The organism is Stenotrophomonas sp. RIT309 (assembly GCF_000632045.1).
Taxonomy (GTDB): Bacteria; Pseudomonadota; Gammaproteobacteria; order Xanthomonadales; family Xanthomonadaceae; genus Stenotrophomonas; species Stenotrophomonas indicatrix.
The window spans coordinates 89,059-110,133 of record NZ_JFYS01000009.1 but is presented as its reverse complement, the minus strand read 5'-3'; the positions used below and the strand labels follow the sequence as shown (position 1 = coordinate 110,133).

The window sequence follows — 21,075 nt, the reverse complement described above, 5'->3', positions numbered from 1 at the left end:
AAAACGCCCCCTTCCGGGAGCGTTTTTCTTGAATCTGGAGCGGGAAACGAGACTCGAACTCGCGACCTCAACCTTGGCAAGGTTGCGCTCTACCAACTGAGCTATTCCCGCTTGGGAGGCGAAATTCTACCTGTTCTGCGCAACGCGTCAAGGCCTTTTTTTCAGGCAGATCGAGAGGTCATGGAATGCGTCATCCACGCATGGCGTGGATCTACCGCAGGCCACATTCCAGGCGATCCACGCCATGCGTGGATGAGGGATCCCGCGAAGGCCCACACAGTGCATGCATGCCCAGTAGATCCACGCCATGCGTGGATGAGAGCAGCGACGGGGTCAGAGCCCTTTCCTGCGGAAAGGGATCCGACCCCGGTGCTCAGTTGCCCAGCTTCTTCTGCCGCGAACGCTCGCGCGCGGCGCGCTCGTCGTCACGCAGGCTGGGCCAGGCGGCGTGCAGGTACTGCAGGCCCGACCACAGGGTCAGCACCGCGGCAATGGCCAGGGTCCAGTCACCGATATGGAATACCGGCGGGCCCATCCAGATGTCGTCGACCGGCACGTTCGGCGCCACCGAATACAGCAGGCACAGCAGCGCGACCATCTGCGCGGTGGTCTTGACCTTGCCGATCATCGCCACCCGCACCTTGGCACGCTGGCCGAGTTCGGCCATCCACTCGCGCAGCGCCGACACCGCGATCTCGCGGCCGACGATCACCGCCGCCCAGAACGCCATCCACGGGGTCGGATGCCCCTGCACGATAAGGAACAGCGCCACCGCCACCATCAGCTTGTCCGCGACCGGGTCGAGGAAGGCGCCGAACGCCGACTCCAGGCCGTAGCGACGCGCGATCCAGCCATCGAGCCAGTCGGTGATCGCGGCCAGGCCGAAGATCGCCGCCGATGCGAAGTTGGTCCAGGTGTAGGGCAGGTAGAACACCAGCACCAGCACCGGGATCATCACGATCCGCAACAGGGTCAGCCAGGTGGGCAGGGTCAACGTCATGCGGCTTTATTCTCTCTCTACTCGGCCGGATCCGGCGCGGCCAACCCGTGCAGGTTAGCGTAGATGCGCGCTGCGAGGGCGTCATTGATGCCTTCCACCTTGGCAATTTCCGCTTCTCCGGCCGCTTTCAGGCCGACCAGACCGCCAAAATGCTTCAGCAGGCTGGCGCGCCGTCGCGGCCCGATGCCGGGGATGTCTTCCAGTTTGCTGGTCATCCGGGCCTTCTGCCGGCGCCCGCGATGGCCAGTGATGGCGAAGCGGTGTGCTTCATCGCGCACCTGCTGGATGAACTGCAGGGCGGGATCGGCCGCACCCGGGCGCAGTTCGCGGCCATCGGGCATCACCAGCGCTTCGTGGCCGGCACGGCGTTCCACGCCTTTGGCCACGCCCACCAGCAGCACGTCTTCCACGCCCAGATCGGCCAGCGCCGCCTGGGCCTGTGCCAGCTGGCCGGCGCCACCGTCGATCAGCAGCACATCCGGCAACACGCCCTGCTCTTCCACTGCACGGCGGAAGCGGCGGTCGATCGCCTGGCGCATCGCGGCGTAGTCATCGCCCGGCTCGATGCCACTGATGTTGAAGCGGCGGTACTGCGCGCGCACCGGGCCGGCCGCATCGAACACCACACAGGAGGCCACGGTGGCTTCGCCCATGGTGTGGCTGATGTCGAAGCACTCCACCCGCTTTACCGGTTCGGCCAGCCCCAGCATCACCCGCAGCGCTTCGCTGCGCGCGTGCTGCGCGGTGCGGCTGTTGATCTCGGTGGCCAGGGTCAACTGCGCGTTGCGGCTGGCCAGTTCCAGGTAGCCGGCGCGCTCGCCGCGGACGTTCCATTTCAACTGCACCTTGCGCTCGGCCGAGGCCGACAGCGCAGAACCGATCAGATCGGCATCGGGAATTTCGCGGTCAAGCAGGATCTCGCGCGGCGGCTCGAATTCGATGTAGTACTGCGAGACAAAGGCCGCCAGCACTTCATCCGGGCTTTCCTCGCCATTGGTGCGGGGAAAGAACGGGCGGGTGCCCAGGTTGCGGCCATCACGGAAGGCCAGCAGCATCACGCAGGCCTGCGAGCCCTGCATGGCCACCGCCAGCACGTCGAGGTCGGCCGCGCGACCGTCCACGTACTGGCGGGTCTGCATGCTGCGCAATGAAGTAGTCAGGTCGCGCAGTCGCGCGGCCTGCTCGAATTCCAGCGCTTCGCTGGCCGCCTGCATCTGCTCGCCGAGCTCCCGGGTCAGCTCATCGCTCTTGCCTTCCAGGAACATCGCCGCGCGGCGCACCGACTCGGCGTAGTCCGCTGCCGGCACCAGTTCCACGCACGGCGCGCTGCAGCGTCCGATCTGATACTGCAGGCAGGGCCGCGAACGGTTGCGGAACACGCTGTCTTCGCAGCTGCGCAGCTTGAACAGTTTGTGCATCAGGTTCAGCGTCTCGCGCACCGCGGTGACGCCGGGATACGGCCCGAAATAGCGCCCGGGAATGGCACGCGGGCCACGATGCAGGGCGATGCGCGGCCAGTCTTCGCGGGTCAGCAGCACATGCGGATAGGTCTTGTCGTCGCGCAGGGACACGTTGTAGCGCGGCGACAGCGACTTGATCAGCTGGTTTTCCAGCAGCAGCGCTTCGGCTTCCGAGCGCGTTACGGTCACGTCCATGCGCACGATCTGCGAGAGCATCGACATGATGCGCGCGTTCTTCGGACTGCCGTTGAAATAGCTGCCCACGCGGTTGCGCAGCGCGCGGGCCTTGCCGACGTACAACAGCGTGTCGTCGGCCGCGTACATGCGGTACACGCCCGGGGCGGTACTCAGCTGGGCCGCGAATGCCTTGCCATCGAAGGTCGGGACAGGAACAACGGTCATTCGCTGATCGGCACTTCGCTAAGCACGCCGCTGTCAGGGTCCAGGCGCAGTACGGTGTGGGAATCGGTTTCGGCGATCCACACCGCGCCGGCACCGACGGCCAGGCCGGCCGGGCCATGCAGGCGCCGCGGCAAGGGCTGGGTGGTCAGTTCGCCGCCGCCCAGGCGCAACGTGCGCAGGCGGCCATTGCCGGTGTCGGCGATCCACAACAACGGGGCATCCGGGCTCAATGCGATCGCCTGCGGGAACTGCAGGCTGGCCTGCGCACGCGGGCCATCGTCCTCGCCGAAACGCCAGGTGCCCTGCCCGACCAGGGTCTGCACCAGGTCACCGCGCAACTGCAATGAACGGATCGAAGACCCCAGCGCATCGGCCACGTACAGCACCTGCTGGACCACGGCCACGGCGGTGGGCTGGGCGAACGCGGCCAGATGGCCACTACCGTCGCGCTCGTCGATGGCGCCGCTGCCGGCGCGCCACTGCAGGCTGCGCTGGCCGAGGTGGTAGCTCCAGATGCGGTTGTCGCCGGCCATGGCGATGTGCAGCTGGTTTTCGGCGATGGCCAGGCCAACCGGATGATCCAGCGACACCTGCCGTGGCTGCGTCACCGGCCCTTCCACGGGGGCGCCCGGACGGCCGTTGCCACACAGGGTGTCGACCAGGCCGGTCAGCAGGTTGATGCGGCGCACCGCATGATTGCCGGTGTCGGCCACGTACAGCGACTCGCGCTCCAGCGCCAGCGCCTGCGGCCGGTGGAAAGCGGCCTCGGCGAGGTTGCCGTCCATGAAGTCGGCGGTACCCAAGCCGAACTGACGCAGCACGCGGCCGCCATGACTGCATTCCAGGATGCGGTGGTGGCCGCTGTCGGCGATGTACAACCGTTCCTGGTTCACTGCCAGACCCATCGGGAATCGCAGCGCCTGGCGCGGTTCGGGGTGCAGCTCGCTGCCGCCACGCGAAGGGGCGGACGGCGCACCCTCGCAGAGGGCATTCAGGGCCCGCTCCAGCTCGCCGGGCACGCCCTGGCCGATCAAGCGCTGCTGTTCGCGACCCTGCGCGTCCAGCAGCACCATCGTCGGCCAGGCGCTGACGCCGAAGCGGCGCCAGCCATCCCAATCGGCATCAAGCAGCACCGGCATGGTCAGTCCCTGGCGGCGCAGCAGTTTCAGCGCAGCCGTGGCATCACGCTCGAAGTCGAAGCGCGGCACCTGCAGCACCAGAGGTTGCAGCTTGCCGGGGTGGCGTGACAGCCACTGGCTGAACTCGGCCAGCCGTTGCGCGCTCCATGCGGAAGCCGCGTTGACGAACAACAGCGCGACCGGCCGGCCACGCAGTTCGGTCAGGGTGCAGGGCGCGGCATTGAGCCAGGCGGCGAACTCGGGCAGGTCCGGGACGGGCTGGATGTTCATGACCCGATTATGCCGGAGTCGGCGTGATGCAACAGGCGTGCCACGGTGCGTTCGGCAGCAGCGTCGACCAGCGACCAGACCTGTTCGAAATGATCGCTGCCACCGGTATAGGGATCGGGAATCGCACGTTCGCCCTGCCCGCCCGACCACGGCAGGTACAGCGCCAGGCGCTCGCGCTGGGTGGCAATGGCGAGGCGTGCGGCGTCACGCAGGTTGGCCTCGTCGGCGCACAGGATCCAGTCGAAAGCGTCGAAGTCCTGCCGCTGCAACTGCCGCGCGCGCAGGCTGCCAAGGTCCACCCCGTGTCCGGCCGCGCATGCAATGGCACGCCGGTCGGGTGGCTGGCCCACGTGCCAGTCGCCGGTACCGGCCGAATCGACCTGTACCCGCCCAGCCAGCGCCGAGGCATCCAGGCGGGCACGCAGCGCGCCTTCGGCCATCGGCGAGCGGCAGATGTTGCCGAGGCAGACGACCAGCAGCCTCATCGCGCGGCCATCGCCTGCAGCAGCGTTTCGGCGCGCTGCAGGTCTTCAGGGGTGTCGATGCCCGGCGGGAAGGGTTCGGGCGAGATCGCCACGGCAATCGGGTAGCCCGCTTCCAGCACGCGCAACTGCTCCAGCGATTCCACCTGTTCCAGCGTGCCCGGCCGCATCGAGGCGAACTGCTGCAGGAAACCGGCACGGTAGCCATAGATGCCGATGTGGCGCAGCCACTGATGGCCTTCGGGCAGGGTGTCGCGGCTGCGGGCGAAGCCATCGCGATGCCAGGCGATGGGCGCACGGCTGAAGTACAGGGCCTCGTTGCGCACGTTGCGCACCAGCTTGACCACGTTGGGATCGAACAGCGTGTGGGCATCCTCGACCGGCGTGGCCAGGGTCGACATCGGTGCGCTGCCCGCCACCAGTGCCTCGGCCACGGCGCGGATGCCGGCAGCCGGCGCGAACGGTTCATCGCCCTGCAGGTTTACCACCACGGTGTCATCGGACCAGCCCGCAATGCGCGCGCACTCGGCCAGGCGATCGGTACCCGAGGCATGCGAGGCAGCGGTCATCGCCACTTTCACTTCCGCCAGGCCGGACAATGCGTCGGCAATGCGCTGGTCGTCGGTCGCGACCCATACCTCACCTGCGCCGGCCTGCAGCGCGCGGCGGGCCACATGCAGCACCATGGGTTCTCCGCCCAGCAGGCGCAGCGGCTTGCCCGGCAGCCGCGAAGCGGCATAGCGGGCCGGGATGGCAACAACGAAGTCGGTCATGCGGGCGGTACTCGGCAGGCGCGATACAGCAGGAATGCGGCCGGCGGCGTCCATTTGCAAGCGCCGCATGGCCCCTCAGTTCGGTCGCAGCTTGTCCAGGCGATCGGTCAACGCGATCCAGAAAGCAGCAGGCATCTCGGCGCGCAGCGGCACCGCGTACTGCCAGTCATTGGCGAACGCGCGGCACTTCACGGCATCCTTTTCGGTCATCAGCACCGGCAACTGGCTGCCAAAGGACAGATCCTGCGGCTGGTAGGCATGATGGTCGGCGAAGGCGTGCGGCACCACGCCGATCGCACGCGCGCGCAGCATGTCGAAGAAGCGTTGCGGATGGGCGATGCCGGCCACGGCATGCACGCGCTGGCCCGCGAAGTACGAAAGGGGACGTGCGCGCCCGCCGGCCAGCGGCTGTGCACTGTCGATGTGCAGGGCCATCGGCCATTGGCCGAAGCCACAGGCCTGGGCAGCCGCCGCTCCATCCGCCTGGCCCAGGTTGACCACCCGGAAATCGCATTCCGCTGCGCGGCTGACCGGCTCGCGCAGCGGGCCGGCGGGAATCATCCGGCCATTGCCATAGCGGCGCTGGGCATCAACCACCTCGATCTCGATGTCGCGCGCCAGCCGGTAGTGCTGCAGGCCGTCATCGCAGACGATCACGTCGCAGCCGGCGGCGATCAACGCCTTGCCCGCTGCCACGCGGTCACTGTCCACGCGTACGGGCACGCCGGTCTTCCAGGCGATCAGCACCGGCTCGTCGCCCCCCAGGGCAGTCGGCGTATCGGCTTCCACCCAACGTGCCTTGTCCGCTTGCTCACGACCGTAGCCGCGGCTGGCGACACCGGGCTTCCAGCCCGCGGCCCGCAGGCGCTCGACCAGGGCGATGGTCAGCGGCGTCTTGCCGGTGCCGCCGGCGGTGATGTTGCCGACCACGATGACCGGCACCGCCAGCGCATGGCGCTTGCGCCAGCCACGCCGGTACAGGCGCCGGCGCAGCGCGGTGACGCTGGCATACAGCGGCGCCAGCAGTCGCATCGGCCACGGAGCCGGGCTGCCGTCGTACCAGTACGGCGGGGTCTGGGTACCTTTGCCCGCCATCAGTCCTGCCTTTCGCGGAACTGCATGTTGTGCAGGTGCTGGTACAGACCGCCCATCGACAGCAGCTCCTGGTGGGTGCCGCGTTCAACGATGCGGCCATGGTCCATCACCAGCACCTGGTCGGCATGCTCGATGGTCGACAGGCGATGCGCGATCACCAGCGTGGTGCGCTCGGGCATCAAGCGCTGCAGCGCATCCTGCACCAGGCGCTCGGATTCGTTGTCCAGCGCCGCGGTGGCCTCGTCCAGGATCAGGATCGGTGCGTCGCGCAGGATGGCGCGGGCGATCGCCAGGCGCTGGCGCTGGCCGCCGGACAGCAGCGCACCATTCTCGCCCACCGGCGTCTGCAGCTGCTGCGGCATGCGCGCGATGAACTCCCAGGCATTGGCCGCCTCGGCAGCTGCACGGATCTGCTCGTCGGTGGCATCCATGCCGTAGGCGATGTTGGCCGCGATGGTGTCGTCGAACAGCATGACCTTCTGGCCGACGATGGCCACCTGCCGGCGCAGATCGGCCAACGGGTACTCATCCAGGGCAACGCCGTCGAGCAGGATGCGGCCACCGTTGGGTTCGTAGAAGCGCGGCACCAGCCGGATCAGGCTGGTCTTGCCGCTGCCGGAACGACCGACGATGGCGGTGACCGTGCCCGGCCTGGCAACGAAGCTGATGTCGTCCAGGGCGATGCCACTGTCTTCACGGTAACGCAGCATGACGTGCTCGAAGGCCAGTTCGCCGCGTACGCGCTGCACCGCGTGCTTGCCCTCGTCGCGCTCGACCGGCATGTCGATGATGCCGAACAGGCGCTCGGCCGCAGCCACACCGCGCGAGATCGAAGTCTGCACGCTGGTCAGCCGCCGCAGCGACGGAATGATGGCCATCATCGACGTCATCAGGCCCATGAACTGGCCCGCATTGAGCTTGCCGGCCAGTGCCTCGCGGGTGGACACCCAGACGATGACTGCCAGCGCCAGCGCCGCCAGGAACTGGACCACGCTGGAAGCCGCCGCGCGGGTCACTTCCACCTTCATGTTCAGCGCCAGCATGCGGTTGGCCAGGCGCGAGTAGCGCGAGATCTCGTGCTGCTGGGTGCCGTGCACCTTCACTTCCTGCTGCGCGGCCAGCGACTGCTCGGCGGTCTGCGCCATGGTGCCCATGCCGTCCTGGATGCCGCGGCTGATGCGTCGGTAGCGCTTGCCCACGTAGGACACGATCACGCCGATCAGCGGCACCACCACCAGCATCGCCAGGGTCACCTTGACGCTCATCTGCAGCATCACCGCCAGCATGGCGATGATGGTCAGGGTATCGGCCACCACGGTCTTCAGCGCGTCGGCACTGGCCTGGGTGACCTGTTCGGTGTCGAAGTTCAGGCGGCTGACCATCACCGGCGTCGCCTCGGCATCGAAATGCGAGGACGGCAGGTGCAGGTACTTCTGCAGCACCTGTTCACGCAGGTCGCGGACCACGCTGCGGCCGGTCTTGGCCAGCGTGTAGTCGCTGACCCAGGTGGCCACGCTGCGCATCAGGAACAGGCCGAGAATGGTCAGCGGCAGGATCACCGCCATGCGCGGCTCGGGGTTGACGAACCCGCGGTTGACCAGCGGCTCCATCAGCTTGGTGAAGTGATAGCCGGCCAGGGCTTCGACCACCATCGCGATGACCGCGCCGATCATGAACACCCAGTAGGTGCGGGTATAGCCCAGCAGTCGTTTGTAGATCGGCCACACTGGCGCGTGATGGGAACTCATGGACGCACCTCTGGCGCTGTTGCAATGGCGATACGACGGAAGCCGAGCTGGCCCAGCGCGTCCTGCGCGGTGACCACGGCCTGGTAGGGAGTGCGCGCGTCGGCACGCAGCAGCACGGTCTGTTCGCGGTCGCTGCCGGCGACGGCCGCAATGGTCTGCTTGACCGACTCGACGTCGCTGCGCAGCACTTCCTGATCGTTGACGAAGTAGCGGCCGTCAGCGTTGATCAGCACGCTCAGCGAGCGCGGCGGCTCGTTGGTCTGCTGCTGGCTGGCGGTCGGCAGCTGCACCTGCAGGGTCGATCGCGCGTCGAAGGTGGTGGTGACCACGAAGAAGATGATCAGCACCAGGATGACGTCGATCAGCGGCACCAGGTCGATATGCGGCTCATCCTGGGACCGGTCGTTGCCGATACGCATCGATCAGGCCTTTGCCGTAGCGGCGGAAGACGCGCGCGCAGCGGGGGCCGGGGTCATCACCCCGGGGCGACCGTCCAGCGTATCCAGCAGCGCGCTGGCTTCCTGCTCCATCTCCACCACGTAGCCGTGGATGCGGCCCTTGAAGAAGCGGTGGAACATCAGCGCCGGGATCGCCACGATCATGCCGGTGGCGGTGCACACCAGTGCCTTGCCGATACCGCCGGCAAGCTGGTTCACATCACCCACGCCGTGGTCGAGGATGCCCAGGAACATCTGGATCATGCCGACCACGGTGCCCAGCAGGCCCAGCAACGGGCCGGCCGAGGCGATGGTGCCCAGCGCGTTGAGGAAACGCTCCATGCGGTGCACCAGATGGCGACCGGTGTCCTCGATGCGCTCGCGGATCTGGTCGCGCGGGCGGTTGCGCGCTTCCAGCGCGGCGGCCAGCAGGGCACCCAACGGTGAATTGGCACGCAGGGTCTGCAGGTGCGCCGGGTCCAGCTTGCCGCGCGCGGCCCAGTTGCGCACCTCCTGGCCCAGGCCAGGCGGCAGCACCTCGTTACGCCGCAAGGACCAGAAACGCTCCAGGACGATCGCCAAAGCCAGTACGCCCAACAGCAGCAGCGGCACCATCGGCCAGCCACCGGCCTTGACCAGTTCCCACACGTTTCAACCCTCCGGCCCAGCGGCCGCTTGTTCGATCGGCGATAGGATAGCAGCCGACCGCGCCCGCCCAGCGGCATCCCACCACCGGGCGGCGTGGATACGCTGTTCACGCAGCTGCAGGCCTTGTGCGCCAAGCCATACGCGGATCGCGCCGGACTCGGCGGTGGACAGCACTTCGGCGCCCGCCGCCTGCCAGCGCCGCACCACGTCACGTTTCGGGTGGCCAAAGTGGTTCCGGTGCCCGGCCGAGACCAGCGCCAGCCGCGGCGCCACCGCCTTCACCCAGTCCGGCGTGGAACTGCCTCCGCTGCCGTGATGGGGCACCAGCACCACGTCCGCACGCAGCATATCGGCAGCGCCCGCCAGCAGCGCCTGTTCGCCTTGCCGGCCGATGTCACCGGGCAGCAGCACTACCCCGTGCGCGCCAGCAACCCGCAGCACGCAACTGGCTTCGTTGTCGGCGCCCTTCCCGCCAACGGCAGGGAACGCGGCGGGCGGATGCAGCACCTGGAAATCGAACCCGTCCCATTGCCAGCGCAGGCCCTGTTGGCAGCTGCCGGCCTTGGCAATCGCACTGCCCGGTGGAGCCAGTACGTGCAGACCCGGCAATTGCCGGCGCAGCGCGGCGAGGTTGCCGCTGTGGTCCAGGTGGTCGTGACTGATCATCAGCTGTGCCGGCGGCTCCTGTCCCAACGCCCGCAAGGTCGGCAGCAGCATCCGCTCCTCGGCCCCGCTGCCGCTGCCGGCTGGCGGGCCGACGTCATACCAGAGTGCGTGCCGGGCGGTCCGCAGCAGCACCGCCGCGCCCTGGCCGACATCGTGCACCACCAGTTCCAGCTCACCCTGCTGCGGCCCCGACCGTGCCGGCCACAGCAACGGCAGGCACAGCAAAGAACCGGCAAGCCCGGCCCCGGCACCGCGTGGCAACAGCCACCAGAACACCCCCAGCAAGGCCGCCGGCAACGCCCAGGCCGGCCCCTGCGCCAGCCACCACATCGCCTGTGGGTGCTCGGCCAAGGGTTGCAGCAGCTGCCAACTGGCCTCGAACACCCAGGCAGCCGTGCGCCAAGGCCACTGCCCTGCCCCGGTGCGCAGGGCCTCCAGAGCGGTTCCCAGCAGAGCCAGAGGCACCACCAGCAGGCTCCACAGTGGAATGATCGGCAGGTTCACCAGCGGCCCCAGCCGTGCGCTGCCACCGAACAGTGCCACCGCCAACGGCAGCAGAGCGACGCTGGCCACCCCCTGCCCTGCCAGAGCGCCGCGCAGCATCGTGGCGAACCCCTTCGGCCGCCCCTGCGGCAGGCACCACAGCAACCACAGCACCCCACCGAAACTGAGCCAGAAGCCCGCAGACAGCACCGACAGCGGTGCCGGCAGCAGCATCGCCAGCGCGGCCAGCGCGAGCCCCTGCGCTACCGTCACCGGACGGCGGGCAACGCGCGCCAGGGCCAGCACCGCGATCATCAGCGCAGTACGCACGGTCGGCAGCTCGCTGCCTGCAACAACGGCATAGCCGGCTGCTGCCGCCGCCGCCGCACAGGCCGCCGCCTGCGGTCGTGGCCAGAACCGGGCAAGCCCCGGCCAGGATCGCCAGAGCGCAGAACACAGCAATGCGGCGAAGCCCGCGACCAGGCCGACATGGAAGCCGGAGATGGCGATCAGGTGGGTCAGGCCCAGCGCGCGCAGCTGCGCCCAATCGACGTCGGACAGGCGACGCGTATCGCCCAGTGCCAAGGCCTGGATGAACCGCGCCGACGGGTGTGCGATCTGCCTGGCAATGGCGGCACTGGTGCGCTCGCGCCACGCAGGTAGACCATGCGCAGGGCGCAGCTGTCGCGTGGAATTCGAATCGCGCACGCTGGCGTTCCCTGCCAGCCCACGCAGCAGCGCTTGCCGCTCGCCATCGAAGCCCCCCGGATTGATGCGTGAACGTGGTGGTCGCACGCGCAGCGACAACTGCCAATCCGCCCCGGCGTGCAGGAGACGTCTCTGATCAAGCCCGGCGTCGGTCGGCCCACCCCGTGGCGCGTGCCAGAGCACCTGCAGCCGCTTTCCACGCAGCGTCGGCATCGCATCGGACGCATCCACCCGGAATTCGAAGCGGGTGTGTGCAGGCGTTTCCTTCGGCAGATCGATGACCTGCCCCCGGACGAGCACATCCTGCGCAGCAGAACCGGCCGGCAGCTGCGTCTGCATTGCCCAATACCCGTGGCAGCAAGTCCAGGCCAAGCCGAACAACAACGCAGCCGCCGCGCGTCCGCGCCAGCGCAACACCCAGCCCAACGCGGCCACGACGGTCGCCGCAACAGAAGCCCACAGCGGTGGCAACACCGGCAGCAGCACGCAGACCAACGCACCGGCAACCAGAGCGGCAGCGCACGCGGGGCCAAACAAGGGCGACAAGGTCCGATCGGCTGCCATCGACACAGCGTGCCGAGGCGCGGCCTCACCCAGCCATCAGGCAACACCGTGTGGCGTTGTCAGCGCCCGGCTAGCGACGCACGCTGCCGCGGTGGAAGTTGACCCGGAAGCTCGCCCCACCCCCAACGGCCTCGCCCACGCTCACCGTGCCGCCGTGGTGCTGCACGATCTCCTTGACCAGATGCAGGCCGAGGCCGCTGCCACTGCCAGCAGCACGCAGGCGGTGGAACGGCTCGAAGATCGCCTCGCGGTCACCGACCGGCACGCCGGCGCCCTGGTCGCTGACTTCCAGCAGGCCCTGCCGGTCCAGACGCACGCAGATGGTGCCGCGCCCGCCGCCATGGACGATGGCGTTGTGCACCAGGTTGGCGATCACCCGCCCCAGGGCGAGGCCATCGCCATGGATCCATACTGGCGTCTCCGGCGCATCCACTTCAAAGCCGTAGCCGGCGCCAACCACCAGAGGCGCAAGGTCGGCGGCCGCTTCGCGCACGACATGCGCAAGGTCCAGGCGCTGCAGCGCTGCGACGTTCCGGTCCAGGCGCTGCAGGTCGAGCAGGTGCTCGGCGACGTTGCCGAGACGGGCGACATCGGTCAACAGCTGCGATTTGAGCTCCCCCTGCGGCAACTGCGACAAGCGCGCCTGTACCACCGCAATCGGTACCCGCAGTTCATGGGCGGCGTCGGCCAGGAATTTATCGCGTGCTGCGTAGCCCTGCTGCACCTTGTCGATCGCATCGTTGAACGCTTCGACCAGAGGCGCGACCTCGGTCGATACCAGCTGCGCGTCCAGGCGCGCACCGGGCTGGCCGATATCCAGCTCCTTGGCCTGCTGCGCGGACCGGCGCACGCCACGCATGGCGCGATGGATCACCGTCGGCATCACCAGCAGCGTGACCACGATCAACGGCAGGAAGAACCACAGGCCGATCAACCGCAGCACCATCAATGCGCCATCCAGCAGGCCGCCCTTCGGCGCCCCGCCCACCATCACCGTGATGCGGCGGCCGTCTTCGTTGCGGATCATCACCCGCGCCACATCCAGGTACGGCGGCACCAGCGAACCCAGCTCGGTGGCACCCAGTGTCGGCAGGCGGGCCAGCAGCGGCGCGTGGATGGCAGGCAGCGTACCGCGCTGCAGCCATGCACCGCGATCGTCCACCGCCGCGAACCACAGGTTGCCACCGGCACGCGCATCGAGCTTCTGCCAGCGTGCTTCGTCCAGCACCAGACGGCCGCCTTCGCTGTGCACCGCGTTGGCCGCGCTCTCGGCCATGAACATGTCCATGCCCCAGGTGTCCTTGTCGCCCCAGGTCAGGATCAGCGCGACGACGGCGAACAACACCGTGAAGGCCTGCGCCAGGAACAGCCGCCACGCCAGTCCAAGGGTGATCGAACGAATCGGTCGTGCCATCTCAGGCCTCCGCCAGCAGATAGCCGACGCCGCGGATCACGTGGATCTCCACGCCTGCCCCGGCCTGCTGCAGCGCCTTGCGCAGTTTTGAAATATGCGCATCGAGCGCATTGGACTGGATCTCATCATCGAATCCGTACACCGCCGATTCCAGCGCGCTGCGGGTGACCGTGCGCCCCTGCCGCATCGCCAGCGCCTGCAGCACCAGCACCTGCCGCCGCGGCAGTGCAACCGGTTGGCCGTCCACCTGCGCCTGCAGCGATTCGAAATCAAACTCCAGCCGGCCCAGCCGCAACCGGGGGGTCACCATCGCCGACGGTCGACGCGAGACGGCGCGGATGCGCGCCATCAGCTCTTCGATCGCCACCGGCTTGACCAGATAGTCATCGGCACCGACATCCAGCCCCTCCACCTTGTCCGACAGCCCACCCTTGGCAGTGAGCATGATCACCGCCAGGTTCGGCCGCAGCGCACGGGCAGTCGCCACGAAGCCCACGCCATCACCATCGGGCAGCTGCCGATCGAGCAGCATCAGCTGATGCACTGGCTCACGCAGGGCGAGCGCAGCCTCGGCCAGGCTGCCGACCACGTCGGCGACCACACCCTGGCGCTCAAGCCCGGACTGCAGGGCTCGCGAGAGATCGGGGTCATCTTCGACCAGGAGAATGCGCATCGGGGGCTCGGCAACCGGAAACGGTGCCGATCATAGTGCCTTCGGCGTGCAGGTGGCGGCGATGCCAGCAGATTGCGCCTGCGCAATGTTCCGACAATGTTGCGCGCGCAGCATGCATCGCCATCCCTGCAACGCACTACATCGATGACCTCACTGTCCCCCGCCCTGCTGCGCCCCCTGCTGTGCACCGTCGCTCTCTCCACGCCGCTGCTGGCCACCGCGCAGGAACAGGCTCCGGGGGTACAGGCCGGCATCACCTTCGGCGCGACCACTGGCGCCTACGCGCACTATGACGACAAGCCGCTGGTGCTGCCGGCGCTGTCCTGGCAGGGCAAGCGCTTCTTCGCCAGCCCCGGCTCGCTTGGCATGAACCTCTACAAGGCCGACGGCCTGCGCCTGTCGGCGGTGGCGACGCCCTACACGTTGCGCTTCAAGACCGACGACGTGAACGATCCGCAGCTGCGCCGCCTGCACAGCCGGCAGATGTCGGCGATGGTCGGCATCAATGCCGACTACAGCGCCGACTGGGGCGCGGTGGCGGCCAGCGTGAAGCGCGAAGTAAGCGGGCACGGCGGCGGTGTTGAATCCAGCCTGCATTACAGCTATCCGATCCAGGCCGGCCGTTTCACCTGGGTGCCGCGCGTGGGCGTGGTGCATTCCAGCGCCCGCCTGCTCGACTACTACTACGGCATCAGTGACGAAGAAGCGCTGCGCTCCGGGCTGGCGGCCTACAAGCCCGGCAGTGCCACCTCGCCGAGCCTGCAGATCGCGGTCAGCACGCCCCTGGGTACGAAATGGCGCGCGACCGGCGTCGTCGCCAACCAGTGGTTCGGTGATGCCGTCGAAGACAGCCCGATGGCACGGCGCAGCAGCCAGACCTCCGCTTTCATCTCGCTGATGCGCGCGTTCTGACCGAACCTGCATCCGCCCCACGGACAACAAGGATCCCGCATGGCCGCTGTCACCCCCACCGCCGATGCCAACGCGATCCTGCGCGCGCCGGATCTGGACAGCGCCGAGCGCGCCTACCTGGGCCTGCTGCCGGACATGGATCATGTGGACGCGTTGACCCGACGTGCACTTGGCCTGTCACGCGCTGCCGATGCTGCGCGCGGATACGCACTGTCGATGACCCTGGTCGGCCTGCGCCTGCAGGAGCTGGAAATGGGCGAGCCGTGTGCAGCCGAATATCGTCAGGCGACGCTGCGCAGCCTGCGCCAGGCCTTCACTGCGGCCTGAGCGTCCCGTCAGCGGAAGGTCGTCCAGGCCAGCACCGCAGATAGCAGTGCGACCCAGATCACGGCCTTGAAGGTGCCTTCCAGCATGTTGCCGCCGAACAGCAGTTCGATGATCGGGTTAGGCCGGGAAACGGGAGCATGGTCACTCATGGTGGCGTCCTGAGGTTTGGGAACTGCGTCACCGATGATACAAAAGCTTGACATTCCTGTTGCTGTTTCCGGTATGGTCGATGCAACGCGGCGTTCAAGGATGATCGATGCTCAAGCGTGCACTGTTTCCCGTAGTCGCCCTGCTGCTGGCCGCACTGGTCATCATGCTCTCCTGGCAGAACCGCCAGTTGCGGCAGGTCAACGAACAGATGGCGGCGCAGCTGCAGCAGACGCAGCTGGACGCGCATGGTCTTGCCACCGGCACCCGGCCTGAACTGTTGACCCTGCGGACGACGCAGCAGACCCATGTCGATATCGGTGGCGCGCGCGGCGTGCCGCAGATCCTCTACTTCTTCTCTACCGCCTGCCGTTACTGCCTGGCCTCGGTGCCACAACTGCAGCAGATCGCGGCTGCGCGAGGCAGTGCCGAGCTGGTGGGCGTGGGCCTGCCACCGTACGACCAGCTTGCCGACTACGCAGGCAAGCACGCGCTGGCGTTTCCGATCGCCGTCGACGATCAGGGCGAAGTCTCCAAGCGCTACCGCGCCACGCTGACACCGATGCTGATGGTGCTGGCCGCAGATGGCAGCATCGCCTACAAGCATGTCGGCCAGCTCGACACCGGGACGGTGCAGGCCGTCGCCAACGCAATGAATCCGGGAAGCCACACCAACTGAAGGAGATACACATGATCGGGAAGAAAACGCTGTTCTCGTCCGTCGCCGGTATCGTCATCGTTGCTGCAATGTCATTCGGGGCCGCACAGGCCTTCGCCACACCGGTGAAGACCGGCTTTGCACCGGGTTGCGTGGATACCCCCGGATGCATGTTCGGCGGCAATGGCCGCGCCGGCGGCACGCGCATCTGCTGCGTCGCCAACTGATCCCGCTTCGACACCGCCCCGCACGCGGTGACTTCATGTTCCATCGCCATTCCAAGGAGATACACATGATCGGAAAGAAGAAGCTGTTCTCGTCCATTGCCGGCATCGTCGTCGTGGCCGCCATGTCATTCGGCGCCGCGCAGGCCTTCGCCACTCCGGTGAAGACCGGCTTCGCGCCGGGCTGCAAGGAACATCCGAGCTGCCCCTATGGCAACGCAGGCTCCCACGGCCTGCTGGTCTGCTGCGACCCCATGTAACCCGCCTCGAAGCTCTGCAAAGGAGATACAGATGATCGGAAAGAAGAAGCTGTTCTCGTCCATTGCCGGCCTCGTCGTGGTGGCCGCCATGTCATTCGGTGCCGCGCAGGCCTTCGCCACTCCGGCCAAGGCCGGGTTCGCACCGGGCTGTGAATTCACCCCGGGCTGCCCGTATGGCGGCTCAGGGCATTGGTCCGGCCCTCGCCTGTGCTGCGATCCGCTCTGAGCCCGCCTGATGGTTCCAGCCACGTCGTGACCTGAGCCCAGGCTTCCCGGCCAACGGGGTCACTTCCGGGCAAACGGGCCGGACTGCCTTCACGGGTGGCCCGGCCCTTTTTCATGATCGTGTTCTGCCGCCGCCCCGGTCTGGCACGGATTCATCCTTGCTGGCTCTGGTTGGCGCGCACTTTTCCGGTCTTCGTCGGATACCGGTTTCACAGCGCAGGCCGCAGTGCAACGCTGGGCTCCCTTCTCCGGAGCACCGTGCCATGCCGATGCTTGCCCTGCTGCTGTTGATGGCCGGTCTGTGCAACCGCGACGGCGGTACCGGAAGCGATTCGCTGCGGATGCAGATCCTGCAGGCCGATGCCCAACGTGCCGTCCGCGCGCCTGCGACGTACGGCCAGACGGACAGCCAGAGCGTGCAGATCCTGCGCCTGAGTGCGGATCGCGTACTGCAGGTGGCCCACGCTCGCGTGCACGGTGATGCCGACGGTATACAGCGCGGGCAATCGCACGCCCGGGGAATGCTGCAACTGTGGCAGCGCGTGGATGGTCATTGGCAGCTGCAGCGCAGCGCCAGTGTCGAGCAACGCGGTTGACGCTGGCAGCAGCCGGCCAGGCTGGAACGAGCGCGGATCGCAGGCACAAAAAAACCGGCCCAGGGCCGGCTTTCATCGTTGCCACCGCTGCTCCGGCCATGCCGGGAACCGGTGGTGGGCGGTACAGGGTTCGAACCTGTGACCCCTACCATGTCAAGGTAGTGCTCTACCGCTGAGCTAACCGCCCAAATATTCCGTGCAGCCCGCAGGCTGGTGCTTCTACGTAAAAACCCGGCGCCAGGGCCGGGCTTTTCATGCTCACGACAGCCCTCTGGGGGACTTCGTGGTGGGCGGTACAGGGTTCGAACCTGTGACCCCTACCATGTCAAGGTAGTGCTCTACCGCTGAGCTAACCGCCCGTTTGTTGCTTCTGCAGCGCCGCGATTGCGTCGGTGCAGGCCGCGTATATTACGGACGACGACCGGCAAGCGCAATACTTTTGTGAAGAAAAGCCGCTTTACCGCGTTCAGCCCAGGCTGGCTTCCTTCAGCTGCCTGATCTGGTCGCGCACCCGGGCGGCATCCTCGAATTCCAGGTCCTTGGCATGCTGGTACATCCGCTGCTCCAGGGCCTTGAGGCGAGCGGCCAGCTGCGCCGGACTGAGCGAACGGTAGTCGACCGTGTCCTCTGCCACCCCGGAACGGCCTTTGCCCTTGCCCTTGCGGGACTCCTTCTCGGCGGCGTCCGAGCGTGCGCCCTCCAGCACGTCGACGATCGGCCGCGCCACGGAGCGCGGAGTGATGCCGTGCTCCAGGTTGTACTCGACCTGCTTGGTGCGGCGGCGGTCGGTCTCATCGATCGCTGCCTGCATCGAACGGGTGATCTTGTCCGCATACAGGATCGCCTTGCCGCGCACGTTGCGGGCCGCACGGCCGATGGTCTGGATCAACGAGCCGGTCGAGCGCAGGAAGCCCTCCTTGTCCGCATCCAGGATCGCCACCAGCGAGACCTCGGGCATGTCCAGCCCCTCGCGCAGCAGGTTGATGCCGACCAGCACATCGAACTTGCCCAGACGCAGGTCACGGATGATCTCCACGCGTTCAACGGTATCGATGTCCGAGTGCAGGTAGCGCACGCGGATGCCGTGCTCGGTCAGGTACTCGGTGAGGTTTTCGGCCATGCGCTTGGTCAGGGTGGTGACCAGCACGCGGTCACCGGCCTTGATCCGCTCGTTGGCCTCGCTCATCAGGTCATCGACCTGGGTGCCGACCGGGCGGATCTCCACCACGGGGTCGATCAGCCCGGTCGGGCGCACGACCAGCTCGGCCATGTCCTCTCCGGCCTCGCGGAATTCATACGGACCCGGTGTCGCCGACACATAGATGCTGCGGGGGCAGCGCGCCTCCCACTCCTCGAAGCGCAGCGGACGGTTGTCCAGCGCTGACGGCAGGCGGAAGCCGAACTCGACCAGGGTTTCCTTGCGCGACCGGTCACCCTTGAACATGGCACCGATCTGCGGAATGGTCACGTGCGATTCGTCGATCACCAGCAGCGCATCAGCCGGCAGGTAATCGAACAGGGTCGGCGGCGGCTCGCCCGCGTTCTTGCCGGTCAAATGCCGCGAGTAGTTCTCGATGCCGTTGCAGAAACCGACTTCGGCCATCATTTCGAGGTCGAACTGGGTGCGCTGGGCCAGGCGCTGCGCCTCGACCAGCTTGTTCTGCGCGTACAGCTGCTCCAACCGCTCCTTCAGCTCGACCTTGATGGTCTCCACCGCCGCCAGAACCCGTTCACGCGTAGTCGCGTAGTGGGTCTTCGGGTACACGGTGAAGCGCATGAGGTTGCGCATGGTCTCGCCGGTGAGCGGATCGAACATCGTGATCTTTTCCACCTCGCCATCGAACAGTTCGATGCGCAGGGCCTCACTGTCCGACTCCGCCGGGAACACGTCGATCACTTCACCGCGCACGCGGAAGGTACCGCGCTGCAGCTCGTATTCGTTGCGCGTGTACTGCAGCTGGGTCAGGTGATTGATCAGGTCGCGCTGGTCGATGCGCTCGCCCTTGGACAGGATCAGGCGCAGCGACAGGTAGTCTTCCGGCGCACCCAGGCCGTAGATGGCCGACACGGTCGCCACCACGATCGCATCCGGTCGTGACAGCAGGGTCTTGGTCGCCGCCAGCCGCATCTGTTCGATGTGTTCGTTGATCGAACTGTCCTTCTCGATGAAGGTGTCCGACGACGGCACGTAGGCTTCCGGCTGGTAGTAATCGTAATAGCTGACGAAGTACTCCACCGCGTTGTGCGGGAAGAACGCCTTGAACTCACCGTACAGCTGCGCTGCCAGGGTCTTGTTCGGCGCCATGATCAGCGTCGGCTTCTGCACCTGCTGGATGACGTTGGCGATGGTGTAGGTCTTGCCCGAGCCGGTGACGCCCAGCAGGGTCTGCTTGGCGACGCCGGCCTCGAAATTACTGGTCAGCTTGGCGATGGCATCGGGCTGGTCTCCCGCCGGCGAATACGGCGAGACAAGTTGAAAACTGTCGCTCATGGTGTTGCCAGGTCTCGGGGAAGGTAAGTATAGGGGGCGTCCGGTGACGGTCGGCTGAGGGGAAGCCGGGGAGACCGGCAGGGGGATGCCCGATGGCGCCCCCCATTGAAAGGGGCGACGCTCGCTCCATGACCCCGCCCTTGAAACGCCCCCCTGTCCCCGGCCCCGCCCTTGGCATGCAACTGATTGAACTGGTGACGATTATTGCCGTCCTTTCCGTGTTGCTGGCGGCAGGATGGCCGACGCTGCAGTCAACACTGCTGCGCCACCGCGCCGACGCACTGCAGCTGACGCTGCATGCCAGTCTCTCCAGCGCGCGCAGCCAAGCGCTGATCCGGCGTGAACTGATCGGCGTGTGCGCCAGCGAAGACGGGCATCAGTGCACGGACGACTGGAGTGCCGGCTGGATCATCTATCGCAGTGGCCTGCGGCGGGGCTCACCAGCAACGCCGGAAGCCATCCTGGCCCATCACCGTGGCCGCGACGATGTCTCGATCCTGGCACACGCCAGCAGCGGACGGCCGCTCCTGTTTTTCCAGGCGGATGGGCGAAGCCCCGGCGCCAATCTGACCCTGCGCATCTGCGCTGGCAGACACCTGCACGGCAAGCTGGTGGTCAACAATGGCGGGCGTACCCGCAGTGAACGCAGCAACCGCGATCTGCCGTGCTGAACAGAGCAAAGAAAAGCAAAAAGCCGCGATTTCTCGCGGCTTCTGCAGTATCTGGCGCCCGAAGTTGGACTCGAACCAACGACCCCCTGATTAACAGTCAAGTGCTCTAACCGGCTGAGCTATTCGGGCGGGGAGGCGCATTGTACTGGTCGAATCCTGGAAGATCAACACCCACTACCAACAATCGGAAACCGCTCCTCCCGAGGTCTTCCGGTTGGCCTGGTCGAGGGTCAGCTTGCCGCAGCTGTCCTTGACCTGCGTACCCGAAGGAGACGCCGTGATCGTGAACGTGGAACCATCGCCCTTGTAACTCAGGTCGTATCGCGTCGCCCCGCCCTCGCGTGGCGAGACCTTGCTGGGCAGGGTGTAGCCCGAGTAGGAATTGTTGCTGGAGTGATAGCGCTCCGCACGTTGCGCGTACTCGGCCAGGTCCGCTTTGGCTACTGCACGATGTGATCGAAGTACGTACTGCTGGTACGAAGGAATGGCGATGGCCGCCAGGATGCCGATGACGATCACCACGATCATCAATTCGATCAACGTAAAGCCCGCTGAGCGATGAGGCGCACGGAAAGACTGCATGGATGTGGATCCTCGCACAG

Annotated in this window: 23 protein-coding genes and 4 tRNA genes; 8 read left to right on the top strand and 19 right to left on the bottom strand. The window is 66.9% G+C overall.

The window, feature by feature from the left end; translation table 11 throughout:
• Positions 1 to 35: 35 nt before the first annotated feature.
• From BW38_RS13595 to BW38_RS13655, 13 genes are all read right to left on the bottom strand, one after another.
• Positions 36 to 111: transfer RNA gene (locus BW38_RS13595), tRNA-Gly, on the bottom strand.
• Between the two features lie 262 nt (positions 112 to 373).
• Complete coding sequence (gene pgsA, locus BW38_RS13600; protein ID WP_025875200.1) at positions 374 to 1,000, bottom strand: CDP-diacylglycerol--glycerol-3-phosphate 3-phosphatidyltransferase; 627 nt, start codon at positions 998 to 1,000, stop codon at positions 374 to 376.
• Between the two features lie 17 nt (positions 1,001 to 1,017).
• A complete protein-coding gene (gene uvrC / locus BW38_RS13605) occupies positions 1,018 to 2,862 on the bottom strand; it encodes an excinuclease ABC subunit UvrC (RefSeq protein ID WP_032975728.1) in 1,845 nt (614 codons plus the stop codon).
• Positions 2,859 to 4,271, bottom strand: a complete 1,413-nt coding sequence (locus tag BW38_RS13610) for a nhl repeat protein (RefSeq protein WP_032975725.1) — start codon at positions 4,269 to 4,271, stop codon at positions 2,859 to 2,861. The genes uvrC and BW38_RS13610 overlap by 4 nt, the downstream gene beginning before the upstream one ends.
• Positions 4,268 to 4,756: a low molecular weight protein-tyrosine-phosphatase gene (locus tag BW38_RS13615; protein ID WP_032975723.1), complete on the bottom strand. Its 489-nt coding sequence runs from the start codon at positions 4,754 to 4,756 to the stop codon at positions 4,268 to 4,270. Before BW38_RS13615 ends, BW38_RS13610 begins: the two co-directional genes overlap by 4 nt.
• Entirely contained in the window at positions 4,753 to 5,526 is a 774-nt protein-coding gene (gene kdsB / locus BW38_RS13620) for a 3-deoxy-manno-octulosonate cytidylyltransferase (protein ID WP_025875212.1), read from the bottom strand. The genes BW38_RS13615 and kdsB overlap by 4 nt, the downstream gene beginning before the upstream one ends.
• Before the next feature lie 75 nt (positions 5,527 to 5,601).
• Entirely contained in the window at positions 5,602 to 6,621 is a 1,020-nt protein-coding gene (gene lpxK / locus BW38_RS13625; RefSeq protein WP_032975722.1) for a tetraacyldisaccharide 4'-kinase, read from the bottom strand.
• Positions 6,621 to 8,369 (bottom strand): lipid A export permease/ATP-binding protein MsbA, encoded by a 1,749-nt coding sequence (gene msbA, locus BW38_RS13630; protein ID WP_025875215.1) that lies wholly within the window; start codon positions 8,367 to 8,369, stop codon positions 6,621 to 6,623. Before msbA ends, lpxK begins: the two co-directional genes overlap by 1 nt.
• Positions 8,366 to 8,788, bottom strand: coding sequence for a biopolymer transporter ExbD (locus BW38_RS13635; protein WP_025875217.1), 423 nt, complete (start codon positions 8,786 to 8,788; stop codon positions 8,366 to 8,368). Before BW38_RS13635 ends, msbA begins: the two co-directional genes overlap by 4 nt.
• Positions 8,789 to 8,791: 3 nt before the next feature.
• Positions 8,792 to 9,454: a MotA/TolQ/ExbB proton channel family protein gene (locus BW38_RS13640; RefSeq protein WP_025875219.1), complete on the bottom strand. Its 663-nt coding sequence runs from the start codon at positions 9,452 to 9,454 to the stop codon at positions 8,792 to 8,794.
• Between the two features lie 3 nt (positions 9,455 to 9,457).
• On the bottom strand, positions 9,458 to 11,875 hold the full coding sequence (locus tag BW38_RS13645) for a DNA internalization-related competence protein ComEC/Rec2 (RefSeq protein ID WP_032975721.1): 2,418 nt from the start codon (positions 11,873 to 11,875) through the stop codon (positions 9,458 to 9,460).
• A 70-nt stretch (positions 11,876 to 11,945) separates the two neighbouring features.
• Positions 11,946 to 13,289, bottom strand: coding sequence for a HAMP domain-containing sensor histidine kinase (locus BW38_RS13650; RefSeq protein WP_032975720.1), 1,344 nt, complete (start codon positions 13,287 to 13,289; stop codon positions 11,946 to 11,948).
• Between the two features lies 1 nt (position 13,290).
• Positions 13,291 to 13,962 carry a response regulator transcription factor gene (locus BW38_RS13655; RefSeq protein ID WP_032975718.1) on the bottom strand — a complete coding sequence of 224 codons (672 nt, stop codon included), beginning with the start codon at positions 13,960 to 13,962 and terminating at the stop codon, positions 13,291 to 13,293.
• A gap of 144 nt (positions 13,963 to 14,106) precedes the next feature.
• Between BW38_RS13655 and BW38_RS13660 the strand changes: the two genes are divergently transcribed.
• Both BW38_RS13660 and BW38_RS13665 read left to right on the top strand, forming a co-directional pair.
• Positions 14,107 to 14,874 carry a MipA/OmpV family protein gene (locus BW38_RS13660; protein ID WP_025875227.1) on the top strand — a complete coding sequence of 256 codons (768 nt, stop codon included), beginning with the start codon at positions 14,107 to 14,109 and terminating at the stop codon, positions 14,872 to 14,874.
• 39 nt (positions 14,875 to 14,913) lie between these two features.
• Positions 14,914 to 15,201: a hypothetical protein gene (locus BW38_RS13665; RefSeq protein WP_025875229.1), complete on the top strand. Its 288-nt coding sequence runs from the start codon at positions 14,914 to 14,916 to the stop codon at positions 15,199 to 15,201.
• 8 nt (positions 15,202 to 15,209) lie between these two features.
• On the opposite strand, the gene BW38_RS21995 is transcribed toward BW38_RS13665, so the two are convergent.
• Positions 15,210 to 15,350: a hypothetical protein gene (locus BW38_RS21995; RefSeq protein ID WP_162887621.1), complete on the bottom strand. Its 141-nt coding sequence runs from the start codon at positions 15,348 to 15,350 to the stop codon at positions 15,210 to 15,212.
• A gap of 107 nt (positions 15,351 to 15,457) precedes the next feature.
• Between BW38_RS21995 and BW38_RS13670 the strand changes: the two genes are divergently transcribed.
• The 5 genes from BW38_RS13670 (at position 15,458) to BW38_RS13690 (ending at position 17,311) form a co-directional block, all read left to right on the top strand.
• Positions 15,458 to 16,027, top strand: a complete 570-nt coding sequence (locus BW38_RS13670; protein ID WP_025875231.1) for a TlpA disulfide reductase family protein — start codon at positions 15,458 to 15,460, stop codon at positions 16,025 to 16,027.
• An 11-nt stretch (positions 16,028 to 16,038) separates the two neighbouring features.
• The gene (locus BW38_RS13675; RefSeq protein ID WP_025875233.1) at positions 16,039 to 16,233 is read left to right on the top strand and encodes a hypothetical protein; all 195 of its coding nucleotides are present in this window, start codon (positions 16,039 to 16,041) and stop codon (positions 16,231 to 16,233) included.
• 65 nt (positions 16,234 to 16,298) lie between these two features.
• Positions 16,299 to 16,490 (top strand): hypothetical protein, encoded by a 192-nt coding sequence (locus tag BW38_RS13680; protein WP_032975717.1) that lies wholly within the window; start codon positions 16,299 to 16,301, stop codon positions 16,488 to 16,490.
• Between the two features lie 31 nt (positions 16,491 to 16,521).
• Entirely contained in the window at positions 16,522 to 16,716 is a 195-nt protein-coding gene (locus BW38_RS13685) for a hypothetical protein (protein ID WP_032975716.1), read from the top strand.
• A gap of 262 nt (positions 16,717 to 16,978) precedes the next feature.
• Positions 16,979 to 17,311 (top strand): hypothetical protein, encoded by a 333-nt coding sequence (locus BW38_RS13690; RefSeq protein ID WP_032975715.1) that lies wholly within the window; start codon positions 16,979 to 16,981, stop codon positions 17,309 to 17,311.
• 112 nt (positions 17,312 to 17,423) lie between these two features.
• Here the strand turns inward: BW38_RS13690 and BW38_RS13695 are convergent.
• The 3 genes from BW38_RS13695 to uvrB all read right to left on the bottom strand — a co-directional run bounded on the left by BW38_RS13695 (position 17,424) and on the right by uvrB (position 19,802).
• Positions 17,424 to 17,498 (bottom strand) — tRNA-Val (locus BW38_RS13695).
• 97 nt (positions 17,499 to 17,595) lie between these two features.
• Positions 17,596 to 17,670, bottom strand: a tRNA-Val gene (locus BW38_RS13700).
• Positions 17,671 to 17,777: 107 nt separating this feature from the next.
• Entirely contained in the window at positions 17,778 to 19,802 is a 2,025-nt protein-coding gene (gene uvrB / locus BW38_RS13705; protein WP_032975714.1) for an excinuclease ABC subunit UvrB, read from the bottom strand.
• Between the two features lie 176 nt (positions 19,803 to 19,978).
• Between uvrB and BW38_RS13710 the strand changes: the two genes are divergently transcribed.
• Complete coding sequence (locus tag BW38_RS13710; RefSeq protein WP_032975713.1) at positions 19,979 to 20,473, top strand: GspH/FimT family protein; 495 nt, start codon at positions 19,979 to 19,981, stop codon at positions 20,471 to 20,473.
• A gap of 52 nt (positions 20,474 to 20,525) precedes the next feature.
• Here BW38_RS13710 and BW38_RS13715 read toward each other — a convergent pair.
• Both BW38_RS13715 and BW38_RS13720 read right to left on the bottom strand, forming a co-directional pair.
• A tRNA-Asn gene (locus BW38_RS13715) sits at positions 20,526 to 20,602 on the bottom strand.
• Between the two features lie 45 nt (positions 20,603 to 20,647).
• Positions 20,648 to 21,055, bottom strand: a complete 408-nt coding sequence (locus BW38_RS13720; protein WP_032975712.1) for a type IV pilin protein — start codon at positions 21,053 to 21,055, stop codon at positions 20,648 to 20,650.
• Positions 21,056 to 21,075: the final 20 nt, after the last annotated feature.